The organism is Rhizorhabdus phycosphaerae (assembly GCF_011044255.1).
Taxonomy (GTDB): Bacteria; Pseudomonadota; Alphaproteobacteria; order Sphingomonadales; family Sphingomonadaceae; genus Rhizorhabdus; species Rhizorhabdus phycosphaerae.
This window is the reverse complement of the sequence record NZ_CP049107.1, coordinates 677,098-689,018: the sequence shown is the minus strand read 5'-3', so window position 1 is coordinate 689,018 and position 11,921 is coordinate 677,098. Positions and strand designations below refer to the sequence as shown.

Annotated in this window: 12 protein-coding genes; 8 read left to right on the top strand and 4 right to left on the bottom strand. The window is 64.6% G+C overall.

The genetic code is table 11. From position 1 onward, the window contains the following. Positions 1-8: 8 nt before the first annotated feature. The 5 genes from G6P88_RS03200 (at position 9) to G6P88_RS03180 (ending at position 3,456) form a co-directional block, all read left to right on the top strand. Positions 9-755, top strand: a complete 747-nt coding sequence (locus G6P88_RS03200; protein ID WP_165321804.1) for a glucose 1-dehydrogenase — start codon at positions 9-11, stop codon at positions 753-755. Positions 756-767: 12 nt separating this feature from the next. After that, positions 768-1,118, top strand: a complete 351-nt coding sequence (locus G6P88_RS03195) for a Rieske (2Fe-2S) protein (RefSeq protein ID WP_165321803.1) — start codon at positions 768-770, stop codon at positions 1,116-1,118. Positions 1,119-1,201: 83 nt separating this feature from the next. Then, positions 1,202-1,630, top strand: coding sequence for a nuclear transport factor 2 family protein (locus tag G6P88_RS03190; protein WP_165321802.1), 429 nt, complete (start codon positions 1,202-1,204; stop codon positions 1,628-1,630). A 6-nt stretch (positions 1,631-1,636) separates the two neighbouring features. Further along, positions 1,637-2,650 carry an NADP-dependent oxidoreductase gene (locus tag G6P88_RS03185; protein WP_165321801.1) on the top strand — a complete coding sequence of 338 codons (1,014 nt, stop codon included), beginning with the start codon at positions 1,637-1,639 and terminating at the stop codon, positions 2,648-2,650. Next, the gene (locus G6P88_RS03180; RefSeq protein WP_165321800.1) at positions 2,650-3,456 is read left to right on the top strand and encodes a ThuA domain-containing protein; all 807 of its coding nucleotides are present in this window, start codon (positions 2,650-2,652) and stop codon (positions 3,454-3,456) included. Before G6P88_RS03185 ends, G6P88_RS03180 begins: the two co-directional genes overlap by 1 nt. Before the next feature lie 27 nt (positions 3,457-3,483). On the opposite strand, the gene G6P88_RS03175 is transcribed toward G6P88_RS03180, so the two are convergent. Further along, positions 3,484-4,248, bottom strand: coding sequence for an SDR family NAD(P)-dependent oxidoreductase (locus tag G6P88_RS03175; protein WP_165321799.1), 765 nt, complete (start codon positions 4,246-4,248; stop codon positions 3,484-3,486). Between the two features lie 69 nt (positions 4,249-4,317). Beyond that, positions 4,318-6,585: a TonB-dependent receptor gene (locus G6P88_RS03170; protein ID WP_226946704.1), complete on the bottom strand. Its 2,268-nt coding sequence runs from the start codon at positions 6,583-6,585 to the stop codon at positions 4,318-4,320. A gap of 154 nt (positions 6,586-6,739) precedes the next feature. On the opposite strand from G6P88_RS03170, the gene G6P88_RS03165 reads away from it, so the two are divergent. Continuing rightward, on the top strand, positions 6,740-7,753 hold the full coding sequence (locus G6P88_RS03165; protein ID WP_165321798.1) for an NADP-dependent oxidoreductase: 1,014 nt from the start codon (positions 6,740-6,742) through the stop codon (positions 7,751-7,753). Next, positions 7,750-8,466 (top strand): SDR family NAD(P)-dependent oxidoreductase, encoded by a 717-nt coding sequence (locus tag G6P88_RS03160; RefSeq protein WP_165321797.1) that lies wholly within the window; start codon positions 7,750-7,752, stop codon positions 8,464-8,466. Before G6P88_RS03165 ends, G6P88_RS03160 begins: the two co-directional genes overlap by 4 nt. A gap of 36 nt (positions 8,467-8,502) precedes the next feature. Here G6P88_RS03160 and G6P88_RS03155 read toward each other — a convergent pair whose 3' ends face one another. Beyond that, positions 8,503-9,264, bottom strand: coding sequence for an SDR family NAD(P)-dependent oxidoreductase (locus G6P88_RS03155; protein WP_165321796.1), 762 nt, complete (start codon positions 9,262-9,264; stop codon positions 8,503-8,505). Positions 9,265-9,404: 140 nt separating this feature from the next. Between G6P88_RS03155 and G6P88_RS03150 the strand changes: the two genes are divergently transcribed. Continuing rightward, positions 9,405-10,211 (top strand): SDR family NAD(P)-dependent oxidoreductase, encoded by an 807-nt coding sequence (locus tag G6P88_RS03150; RefSeq protein WP_165321795.1) that lies wholly within the window; start codon positions 9,405-9,407, stop codon positions 10,209-10,211. A gap of 25 nt (positions 10,212-10,236) precedes the next feature. Here the strand turns inward: G6P88_RS03150 and G6P88_RS03145 are convergent, their stop codons facing one another. Next, positions 10,237-11,865 (bottom strand): AMP-binding protein, encoded by a 1,629-nt coding sequence (locus tag G6P88_RS03145; protein ID WP_165321794.1) that lies wholly within the window; start codon positions 11,863-11,865, stop codon positions 10,237-10,239. Positions 11,866-11,921: the final 56 nt, after the last annotated feature.

The window sequence follows — 11,921 nt, the reverse complement described above, 5'->3', positions numbered from 1 at the left end:
AGGCGACCATGGCGGGACGACTTCAAGGCAAGCGCGCGCTGGTGACCGGCGGCGCTTCGGGGCTCGGCGAGGCGATCGTCCGCAGCTATGTGGCCGAGGGTGCCGATGTGATCATCGCCGACATCGACGCGGCGGCCGGTATGGCGCTGGCGGACGAACTCGGCGGTGCCAACCGCTTCGCGTCGCTCGACGTCTCGTCGCAGGCGAGCTGGGAAGCGATGCTGGCGGACATCGACCGGCTCGACATCGTCGTGAACAATGCCGGCATCACGACCTTGGGCAGCATCGAGGAGGTTACGCTCGAGCAGTTCGTCCACGAGTTCAATATCGATGTTGTCGGCGTCTTCCTGGGTACCAAGCTGGTCATCCCCAAGATGCTCCCAGACGGCGGCTCGATCATCAACATGAGCTCGATGGCGGGCGTCCGTGCGCAGTCCAATCTCGCGGCCTACAACGCCGCCAAGGCGGCGGTGACGCATCTCACCAAGTCGTGTGCGGCGCTGTTCTGTGAGAAAGGCTATGGGATTCGCTGCAATTCGGTCCATCCGGGCGCGATCCACACGCCGATCATCGACAAGGTGCTGGCACAGTCGGAGGATCCCGAGGCGCTGTACAAGTTCTTCGTCAAATCCCACCCGATCGGACGTCTCGGCAAGCCGGAGGAGATTGCGGCAATCTGCGTCTATCTAGGCAGCGACGAATCCGCCTTTGCCACCGGCGCCGAGTTCCGTATCGACGGCGGCAGCACGATCTGAACGAGATGATGAATGAGTGAGACCTGGCAATTCCTGACTGAAGAAGCGTCCTTCCCCGAAGAGGGCAAGCTGGCGGCCAAGCTGGCCGGCTGGCATGTCCTGGTCGCGAAGACCGACGATGGGTTTCGCGCGGTCAACGACCGCTGCACCCATCAGGCGGCCCTGCTGTCGGGCGGCAAGATCCGGCGCGGCGCAGTGATGTGCCCGTTGCATGGCGCCCGCTTCGAACTGGCGACGGGGCGTTGCATGGGCGGGGCCTATAAGGACCTGCGAACCTTTCCGGTTCGGATAGAGGACGGCCGCATCGAGGTCCAGGTGCCTGACGAGGAGCCGTCGATGGAAGAACGGCCGATCACGGTCTGACGGCCCCCCTCGCACAAGCGACAGGTTTGCCGCACCGCTTTGGGCTTTAGGGTTCCCGGCAACGACATGCTGGGAGAAGATCGATGCCCTTTACAGGCCCTGCCGAAGACCGTCTGGCCATTCGCGAACTGCTCGAGACCTATGCCGACGCGGTGACCCGCCACGATGCGACCGCCTGGGGCGCGACCTGGGCCGAGGATGGTGAATGGTCGCTGCCCGACTATCCGGAACTCGGCACGACGAAGGGGCGGCAGGCGATCGTCGCCATGTGGACCGAGGCGATGAAATCCTATCCCGGCATCATGTTCGAAGCCTGGCCGGGCTCGATCGAGATCGACGGCGACCGCGCCACGGTGCGCAGCTACACGGCCGAGGTCTACGACCAGGGCGATGTGACGATGCGCGATCGCGGCGTTTATGAGGATGTCTGCGTCAAGATCGACGGACGCTGGTTGTTCAAGAGCCGTTCCTTCCGCAACATTCACCGCCAGCACGGCCCCAGGGGAATTTGAGCCGGCATGGCAATTTCCAATCGCTTCTGGCGGCTCGACGCCCATCCGGTCGGTACTGATTTCGCATCGGCGCTGAGCCTCCAGCAGGAGGAACTGGCGCCGCTCGGCGAAGGGCAGGTGCGGGTGCGTGCGCAGTGGCTCTCGCTCGATGCCGGCACTCGGATGTGGATGAACGGCCGGACCGACGGCTATCAGCCGCCGCTGCCGCTCGGCGCGCGCATGGTCGGCCTTGTGCTCGGCCGCGTCGCGGAGAGCCGGGACGCCGCCTTTCCGGTCGGTGCGTTGGTCCGTGGCTTCGGGACGTGGGCCGACTATTCGGACATGGTGCCGGCGCTGTCGGGTCTCGAGATTGTCGACGATAGCATTCCCGACGTCCGCGAGCATTTCGGCGCACTGGGCATGAACGCCTGGACCGCGCTGGTCGGCGTCCAGGAAGTTGCGAAGGTCCAGCCGGGCGAGGTTCTGGTGGTTTCGGCCGCGGCCGGCGCAACGGGAAGCCTTGCCTGCCAGGTCGGGCACAATCTGGGCGCGCGCGTGGTCGGTATTGCGGGCGGCGCCGAGAAGTGTCGCTATCTGACCGAGGAACTCGGTGTCGAACGGGCGATCGACTATCGCAGCGAGGATGTCGCGGCGGCGCTGGCGCAGGTCGAGGGCGGCATCAACGCCTATTTCGACAATGTCGGCGGTCCGATCCTCGATGCCGTCCTGCCGAACATGGCGCATTATGGCCGGGTCGCGATCTGCGGCCTTGTTTCGGCCTATGACAATGACCGGGCCTCGCCGGGACCGGCGCAGTTCGAGCAGGTGCTGATGCGCCGCCTGCGGATCGAAGGCTTCTTCATTCCCGACTTCCTGCACCGCGGTGCCGAGTTCCTGCCGCAACTGCGTGCGTGGCACGATGCGGGCAAGCTCACCGTCCGCTTCGACGAAGGACAGGGGCTGGATAATGTCCTGAGCGCCTACGCGCACATGCTGAGCGGTGGCAATATCGGCAAGGTTCTGGTCAAGCTGTTCGACTGATGCCGATCATCCACCACCATGCGCCGATCAACTGCCTCGTCGCGGTGCGCGGCCATCCGTTCGATCGGACGGCCTTCGATGCGGTCTTCCAGTCGCTCGACGGAATCTCAGCGACGATGGTCGATCAGCCCGCTGCGGCGCGGTTGATGAACCCGGACGGCATGCGCGGCTTCGACGTGCTCGTCCTCTACGATATGCCGGGGCTCGATTTCGAGGCGGGTGAGGGGGCTCCTGCCTATCTGGATCCCGAGCCGGGCGTGAAGGAAGGATTCCGCGCGCTGCTGGAGCAGGGGACGGGTATAGTCGCGCTTCATCATGCGTTGGCCGGCTGGCCGCTCTGGGGCGACTATCACGACTGGCTGGGGGGCCAGTTCCTCTATCATCCCGGCAGGGTGCGCGGGCGTGAGATGCCCGACAGCGGGTATCGGCACGAGGTTACCCACAGCCTATCTGTGGTCGACCCGGCGCATCCCGTGACGGCGGGCCTGCCCGCCAGCTTCACCTTCACCGACGAACTCTATCTCGCGTCGGTATTCGAGGAGGATGTAACCCCGCTGCTGCGCTCCGATGCGCGGTTCGACGACGGCGCCTTCTGGTCGGCGGACCTTGCCGTGCGCGGGCAGATGCACAGCGCGGAGGGATGGTCGCATCCCCAAGGGTCCAATCTGGTCGGATGGGCCCGGCAGGTCGAGGCGAGCCGGCTTGTCTATCTTCAGCCGGGCGATGGCCCTTCGGTCTATGACGACGCGAATTACCGCCTGCTAGTTGGCAATGCCATAAGGTGGACGGCGGCGCGCCCGGCCTGAGCGCGCCGCACATCCCGTGACTCAGGGTCAGAGGGCGGTCATGCCGCCATCGACCACGAACTCGGCACCGGTGACATATTTGGCCTCGTCCGAAGCGAGGAACAGGTTCACATTGGCGATGTCGAGCGGATCGCCGAGCCGGCCCATCGGGATCGACCCCTCGACCGAATCATAATTGTCGGCATTGTCGGTCTGCGCCACGCCCATCATGTTTGTCGCGATCATGCCGGGATGGACCGAGTTGACGCGAATATTCTCGCGCGCGCATTCGACCGCCACCGTCTTGGAGAAGAGGCGGACGCCGCCTTTCGCCGCGGCATAAGCCGAACAGGCCGGAACGCCGACGAGACCGGCAACCGACGAGATGTTGATGATCGAGCCGGTCGACTTGGTCTTGCGCATCAGTGCGACGGCGCGATGGGTGCCGTGATAGACGCTGTCGAGACAGACCGCATTCTGGAGCTTCCAATCGGCGAAGCTGAGGTCGCCGATCATGCGGAGGACGGCGATACCCGCATTGTTGACCAGGATGTTCAGACGGCCCTGATCCGCCTCGATCTTTGCAAAGACGGCATCCCAATCGGCTTCGCTGGTGACGTCATGTGCCATCGCCGCCGCCTGGCCGCCCGCCTGGCGGATCGATTCCGCCACCGCCTCGGCACCAGCGCCGTCGCGATCGGTGACATAGACGAATGCGCCTTCCTCGGCGAACCGCTTGGCGGTCGAACTGCCGAGACCTGGAACCGACGCACCGCCGGTGACCAGTGCGATCTTGCCTTCAAGTCTTCCCACGAGATCCTCCTAAAAATCGGGCGCGGCCATTTCTGACCGCGCCCAGTATTCTACCAAGGAGAGTAGAACTCAGAACTTCACGCCAAGGGTCGCGCCGTAGTTGGCGGGCTCGATGGCGGAAGCAAAGCTGAACAGACCCGCGACGGTGAAGGCGGCATTGGTCCGCTTCTGGTCGAGGATGTTGCGGCCGAAGACCGTCAGATAGGCGTCCTTGCCCGCGAGCGAGAAGTTGGCCGTGACTGCCGCATCGAGCAGGTTCTGCGTCTTGACCCGAACGCGCGGATCGTTGCCGTTCACGATGACCGGACCGGTCGTCAGATTGCCCGAAATGGCGCCCAGCGAGATCTGCTGGTCATAGGGGCTGATGTGACGCAGGCCGACATTGCTGACGACCTTACCGAAGCTGGTCGGCACGGTGTATTCGGCCCCGAGCGAGCCCGAGAACTTCGGCGCGTAGATCAGGTTGTTGCGCGAATAGTCGAACGGGATCGGCAGGCCGCTGACCGGCGAGACGTTGCCGACGACGAAGTTCTTGAACTTCGAGTCGAGGATACCGACGGTTGCCGTCAGGCGCAGGCCATCGGTCGGGCGTGCGGTCAGGTCGGCCTCGATGCCCTTGATCGTGGCGGAGCCGACGTTCGAGGTGATCGTCTGGTTGCCGGTCGGGCCGCCAGGGATGGTCGTGTTCTGCTGCAGGTCTTTATACTTCGACACGAAGCCGGCGGCGTTGAAGGTCAGCTTGCGATCGAACAGGTCGAACTTGCCGCCGATTTCGTAGCTGTCGACCGTTTCCGGCTGATAGGGCGTACCGGCAGTGGCAGCCGTTGCCGCGCGGGGGCTGAAGCCGCCCGAGCGATAGCCGCGCGACCAGCTGGCATAGAGCATGGTGTCGCGGTTCGGGCGGAAGTCGACGCCGACCTTCGGCGTGAACTTCTTGAAGGTGCCGTCGCCGGTACCGATCACGCCAGCCTGGCGGAAGCTGTTGGTCAGTTCCTTCTGGTCACGCGTCCAGCGACCGCCGAAGGACAGGCGCCAGCGATCCGCGAAGGCCCAGTTGAAGTCGCCGAAGGCCGCATAGGACTCGGTCTTGCCGATGACGTTCTGCGGGTTGGTGTCGAAGACGTCCGGGCTGATGGTTTCGTTGAAAGCACCGACGCGGGAGAACTGCGTCAGGTTGTAGCGCGAGTTGAAATAGAAGCCGCCGACGACATAGTCGAAATTTTCTCCGATATCACCTGCGAAGCGAAGCTCCTGGCTCCACTGGCGATAGTTCTGGCGGCGGAGGACATAGTAGAAATCAGACGAAACGGCGTCGAAGTCCTGAGTCTGAAACTCCTTGCCCTTGCGCCAGCCGGTGATCGACGTGATCTTCACCGCGCCTGCATCATAGTTCATCTCGAGCGTAGCGGCCGGTGCCTTGTAGGTGCTGGTCGCGGGGCTCACGAAGACCGTGTAGAGGTCGCTCGTCGTGTTGCGGTTGCACTGGTTAGCCGGTGCAAAGGCGCAGATGAGGTCGCTGCTATTAGAGATGCTGCTGTTGACCGGCTGGAACTGCTGGTCGAGCTTCTCGACCGTCAGCAAGGCCTCGAAGTTGCTGTCGACGGGCTTCAACAGCAGGGCGGCGCCGAAATTATCGTTGTTCGAGCCGCCGGCGCGCTTGCCGGTGATTCCGTTCCGATAATAGCCGTCGCTCTCATTGTGGAAATACCAGGTCTTCAGGCCGATGCTCTCGCCGTTGCCGACGTTCAGCACGCCACGGGCCTGCCAGGTGTTCCACTTCGAATAGGAGATTTCGGCCTTGCCGCCGAACTCCATCGTCGGGCGCGTGCGGCGGATGTTGATGACGCCGCCGATCGTGTTGCGGCCGAACAACGTGCCCTGCGGGCCGCGCAGCACTTCGATCTGGCCGATGTCGAACGTGTCGAGCAACTGGCCGGTGTTGGTGCCGACGAACACGCCGTCGATCACGACGCCGACGGTCGGCTCCTGCGACTTTTCGATGTCGGCATAGGTCAGGCCGCGGATCGAGAGGTTGGCCGCCTGCGCGCCCGAGTTCTGCTGGGTGATCAGCAGGTTCGGCGCGGCGCCCTGAAGGTCGCCGATGTTCATCGACGCCTTGCTTTCGAGCATCGCGGCGTTGACCGCGGTGATCGCGACCGGCGTCTCCTGCAGAGATTCGTTGCGGCGGCGAGCCTCGACGATGATCTCCTCGACACCGACCACCTCGTTCTCGGCGGCGGGGGTTGCCTGTCCAGCAAAGACAGGTGTGCTGAAGCCGGCAGCGGCAGTCGTTGCCAGCAGAGCAATGGTGAAATAACGATTCATGGGAACACCCACGGTGCATCTCCTCCCAGTAAAAACAGCCCGTTTGACTGATCTTGTTCTTGAGGGGTCTATGCACCGAACCGCGGCAGGCGCTTAACTGCCAAATGTCACAGGTGCGTCAATCCGCAGTGCGGGTGACGAGAGGCGCAACATTGGAGAGGTCAGAATGACAGGAAACCGCCGCTTTCTCTTGGTCCGTCGTCCGCATGGCACCCCCGTTCCCGAAGATTTCTCGCTGGTCGAGGAAAGCATCCCGGAGCCCGAGCAGGGCGGTCTGGTCGTCCGCAACCATTATGCATCGCTCGATCCGGCGCAGCGCGGATGGATGGACGATGCTCCGAGTTACATGCCGCCGATCCCGCTGGGTGCGCCGGTACGGGCCTCGACCGTCGGTGTCGTCCACTCCTCGGCCAACCCTGACTTCAAGCCCGGCGACTGGGTGCTGGGCCTGAACGCGCTCGAGGATTACAGCGTGGTCCAGCCGGGCGGCTTCACCAGCAAGATCGACGTCTCGATCGTCGACAGCCCCTCCAAATATCTGTCTGCCATGGGTGCGGTCGGCCTGACCGCTTACTTCGGCCTGATCGAGGCGGGACAGCCGAAGGCCGGTGAGACCCTGCTCGTTTCGGGGGCTGCGGGGGCCGTCGGATCGGCGGTCGGCCAGATCGGCAAGATCCTCGGTTGCCGGGTGATCGGAATCGCGGGCGGCCCGGACAAGTGCCGCCGTCTTCTGGAGGATTACGGCTTCGACGTCGCGATCGACTATCGCGGCAAGGATGTCGCAACTCTGGCGGCGGAAATCCGCACCCATGCGCCGAATGGCGCCGACGTCATCTTCGAGAATGTCGGCGGCGATGTGATGGACGCCGAACTGATGAACCTGGCCATGGGCGCGCGTATCGTTCTGTGCGGTCTGATCAGCGAATATAATTCCGAGCAGAAGATCGGCATCCGCAATCTGTGGCAGGTGCTGGTCCAGCGCGCTGTCATCAAGGGCTTTCTGATCGCCGATTATGTCCCGCGCTTCGGTGAGGGTGGGGCGCAGATGGCGACCTGGATGGCCGAGGGGCGCCTGCGGATCGATGAGGATCTTCAGGAGGGGCTGGAGAATGCCTATCCGGCGTTCATGCGTCTGTTCTCCGGTGCTAACACCGGCAAGCTCGTGCTGAAGATCGCATGAGCGGCGGGCGGCTTGCGGGGCTGCGGGCGCTCGTTACCGGGGCCGGTTCGGGAATCGGTGCTGCCACCGCCCGCCGGCTCGCGGCCGACGGCGCCAGCGTCTTCACGGTGGATCTCGCGGGAGAGGTCGACCTTGCGGTGGACGTGACCGGCGAAGGCGCGAACGCGGCGATCGTCGCGGCGGCGACAGCGGCGCTCGGCGGGCTCGATGCGATTGTGCCCTGCGCGGGCGTTTCTGCCTTTCTGCCGCTCAAGGGACATGATGATGCCGCCTTCGATCGGACGATGGCGGTCAATGTCACAGCGGTCTTCCGCCTGGTGCGGGACGCACTTCCTCACCTCAAGGCGAGTGGGCGTGGTCGGATCGTTATGATCGGGTCGGTCGCCTCGGCCTTCGGTGATGCCGGGCTGGTCGCCTATGCTGCCTCGAAACATGCTGTGCTCGGCATGGCGCGGGCCATGTCCGGCGAACTGGGGAGCAGTGGCATCACGGTGAACTGCGTGATGCCGGGCGCGATCGAGACGCCCATGACGGCGCCGGCGTTCACCGACATGCCGCAGTACCGCACCCATTGGGAGGCGAAGGCGGCGCTCGGACGGCTCGGTCAGCCGGAGGACATTGCCGACGTCATCGCCTTCCTCTGCAGCGAGGATGCGCGCTTCGTGACGGGGCAGGGGCTGCTGGTGGATGGCGGCGCCATGACGCGCATGTGATGCGCCGGCGCCGCCTCCCGGGTCAGAATCGCGCGATCAGAACTGGACGCGCTTGGTGAAGCCACCGTCGACGACCACATTGGTGCCGGTGGTGTAGGACGAGGCCGGGCTCGCCAGGAACACGACGGTCTTGGCGACCTCTTCCGGTCCACCCCAGCGGCCGAGAGCGAACTGCTTCTCGGTCGCATCGTGCAGTTCGGGAGCGGCGCCCTGCAGGAACTCCCAGTTGCCGCCCTTGAACTTGATCGGGCCGGGCGAAACCGTGTTGACGCGGATGTTCTTGGGGCCGAGCGCCTGGCTCAGCTGGCCGGCATAGACGATCAGCGCGCCCTTGATGGCGTTGTAGCCCTGGGGAACGATGAAGGTCTCGAGCCCTGCGGTCGAGGCCAGGATCACGATCGAACCCTCGCCCGACTTGGCCAGATGCGGCTCAAGCACTTCGGCACCGATCACCGAACCCATGATGTCGTAGTTCAGCGACTTTTCCCAATCGCCCGTGGCGCCTGCGCCCGAGGTCGAGATCATGGGGACGAAGATGTCGCATCCGCCGAGCTTCTCGGCAGCGGCCGACAGCCAGGCGCGATAGGCGTCGTGACCCGATTCCATGTCGAAGGCTTCGCCGACGATCTTGCCACCGTGCTTCGAGAGGGACTCGACCGTTTCGGCGACCTGATCGGCGTTGCGCGAACAGAAGGCGACGTCGGCGCCCTCGGCCGCGAACAGCTCGACGGTGGCCCGCCCGATGCCGCGGCTACCGCCGGTGAGAATGACTTTCTTGCCTTTCAGCCCCAGATCCATGGCTCTAATCTCCTTCGTTATGGCTGTGTGTGCTCTTCCATGCGGGGGCGAAGCGTGGCGCGGCCACTCCCCTTTTGAACAGGCCGGACCGCTGCACCGGCATGATAACCCCGCGTCAAACTGTGGACAGGAGAGATGCCATGGGACGTCTGGCAGGTAAACGCGCCTTGATCCTCGGGGCTAGCAGCCCCGACAATATGGGCCAGTTCATGGCCCGCCGCTTCATCGCCGAGGGCGCGACCGTTTTCGTGGCCGGCCGCAAGGCGGATGTTCTGGAAGCCTTCGCGAACGAAACCGGCTGCGGCTGGGCCACATGCGACCTGACCGATCCGGCCAGCGTCGATGCACTGGCGGACGCGGCCGCTGCGGCGATGGGCGGGATCGACATCGCGATCAACTCGACCGGCTGGGGCTTGCTCAAGCCGTTCCTCGATACCACGCACGACGATCTGCTGGGCATGACGGCGCTGCAATTCGTCGGCCCCTATCATTTCTTCCAGGCCATGATCCGCAAGATGGCGCGCAGCATGGGTGGGCAGGGCGGTTCGATCATCCAGATCAGCTCGGCCACCGCGAAGATCATGCTCAACGATCACGCCGCCTATATGGGCACCAAGGCCGGGACCGATCATGTCGTCCGCTGTGTCGCGCACGAGTTCGGCAAGGAGGGTATCCGCGCCAACTCGCTCTCGCCGGGCCTCACCGAAAGCCCGATGACGGAAGAGGCGATGTCGGTACCGGGTCTGCACGACGCTTTCCTGGCGGGCTATCCGCTCGGCCGGATCGGGACATCGGACGATATCGCCGCCGCGGCCGTCTGGCTGGCCAGCGACGAATGCTTCATGACCGGCGAGAATCTCCAGGTGAACGGAGGCCTGACGCTGCGCCGAAATCCGACCAACGAGGAGATCGCTGCAAGCGTCGGTCGGGCGACCGGGGCCGCCTGACGGGCGAGGGCCGGCAGCCGACCGATCAGGCGGCTGCCAGCCTTTCCTTGATGTCCGCGCGCAACTGATCCTTGCGGATCTTGCCCGACGCGGTGCGCGGAAAGTCCTCGACGAACACGAAGCGCTCCGGAATTTTCTGCTTGGCCAGGCCGCTGGAGGCGACGTGCGCCGCGAGGTCCTGAGCCGTCGGCACAATATCTCGCGCAATCACATAGGCGCAGACGCCCTCGCCCAGGCGATCGTGGGGCATGGCCACCACGCTGGCTTCCCGGACCGCCGGATGGGTGTGAAGAACATCCTCTATCTCTTTGGCAGAGATGTTTTCTCCACCCCGAATGATGAGGTCCTTCTTGCGGCCCGTGATGGTGATCGCGCCTTCCGCAGAGCGGACGCCAAGATCGCCGGTCCTGAAATAGCCATCGGTGGTGATCGCCTCGGCAGTCTGCTGCTCGTCGGCATAGGCCAGCAGCATCGCCGGCCCGCGCGCGAGGATTTCGCCTTCCTGGCCATCGGGCAGGTCATTGTCGTCCCCGTCGACGATCCGGACCTTATAGTCGACGATGCAGCCGTCGGTGGTGGCTGCCAGATGTTCGTCGTCGGGCCAGCCGAAGCTGACGAGCGGGACCTCGGACGCGCCGAAGACGCGGAAGGCGTGGCAATTGGCGAAGGCCGCATTGGCGGCGGGAATGACCTCTGCGGGGACAGCCGCGCCGCCGCAGGCGAAGAAGCGGAAGCTCTCGAGGCGTTTTCCCGCGGCGCGTGCGGCGGCGGCCAACTCGACGAGAAAGGGCGTCGCCGCCACCGTCCCGACGACGTGGTGCCGGTCGATGAGAGCCAGCGCTTCATCCGCGTTCCAGCTTTCCATCAGGATCGTGCTGATGCCGCAGATGAAGGGGGCCTCGAGCCCGTTGGCATAGCCGGACACATGGGTGACGGGGGAGGGCATCAACGTAGCCTCGCCGTCCTTCAGCCCCCAATAGGCGCCGCTCTCGCGTACGATGTGCTGCAGGGTGACATGGCTGTGGAGCACGCCCTTGGGGCGCCCCGTGGTGCCTGAGGTGTAGAGCACCATCTTGACGCCCAGCGGATCGACGGAGGGTCGCTCGAAAGGCAGCGTGCGGCCTTCGCGCAGCAGCGCGGCGAAATCGTCCGCACCCTCGCCCCGGACGGTGAAGACGTGGCGCAGCGCCGGCAGGGACGGCTGGATCCGTTCCGCCATGGCGGCGTAGTCGAACTTTCGGAAGCTGCTCGCAACGAAGAAGGCCGAGGCGTTGCAGTCGCCCAGCATCAGAGTGACCTCATGGTCACGATAGATCGGCACGATCGGGTTCACCACGAGACCCGAAAGGGCGGCGGCCAGATTGATGATTGCTGCTTCGTGCCAGTTGGGAACCTGGAACGCGACGACATCGCCCGGCCTGAGTCCCCGGGCGTGCAGCGCAGCTGCCAGCGCGGTTGCATCCGCGACCAGGCTGGCGCGGGTAAAGCGCTGCTCGCCTTCGATGATCGCCGGAAAATCAGGCGCGGCTTCGGCCCGCTCGACCGCCAGGTCGAACAGCGTCCGGCGGTCCCAGACCTCTCCCTCTGCCCATTGTTGCTGATGCGGGGCCGGCAATTTGAGCCAGTGCCACGGCGGATCCATCCTCTCTTCCATGATGTGGCTCTGCCACGTCCCCCGGCGGCCGTCCAATTGTTCAAAATATCAGGAAC

Excerpts from the sequence above, each read along its gene's own strand:
- G6P88_RS03200 (WP_165321804.1), top strand. The coding sequence starts at position 9 with ATGGCGGGACGACTTCAAGGCAAGCGCGCGCTGGTGACCGGCGGCGCT.
- G6P88_RS03195 (WP_165321803.1), top strand. The coding sequence starts at position 768 with ATGAGTGAGACCTGGCAATTCCTGACTGAAGAAGCGTCCTTCCCCGAA.
- G6P88_RS03190 (WP_165321802.1), top strand. The coding sequence starts at position 1,202 with ATGCCCTTTACAGGCCCTGCCGAAGACCGTCTGGCCATTCGCGAACTG.
- G6P88_RS03185 (WP_165321801.1), top strand. The coding sequence starts at position 1,637 with ATGGCAATTTCCAATCGCTTCTGGCGGCTCGACGCCCATCCGGTCGGT.
- G6P88_RS03180 (WP_165321800.1), top strand. The coding sequence starts at position 2,650 with ATGCCGATCATCCACCACCATGCGCCGATCAACTGCCTCGTCGCGGTG.
- G6P88_RS03165 (WP_165321798.1), top strand. The coding sequence starts at position 6,740 with ATGACAGGAAACCGCCGCTTTCTCTTGGTCCGTCGTCCGCATGGCACC.
- G6P88_RS03160 (WP_165321797.1), top strand. The coding sequence starts at position 7,750 with ATGAGCGGCGGGCGGCTTGCGGGGCTGCGGGCGCTCGTTACCGGGGCC.
- G6P88_RS03155 (WP_165321796.1), bottom strand. The coding sequence starts at position 9,264 with ATGGATCTGGGGCTGAAAGGCAAGAAAGTCATTCTCACCGGCGGTAGC.
- G6P88_RS03150 (WP_165321795.1), top strand. The coding sequence starts at position 9,405 with ATGGGACGTCTGGCAGGTAAACGCGCCTTGATCCTCGGGGCTAGCAGC.
- G6P88_RS03145 (WP_165321794.1), bottom strand. The coding sequence starts at position 11,865 with ATGGAAGAGAGGATGGATCCGCCGTGGCACTGGCTCAAATTGCCGGCC.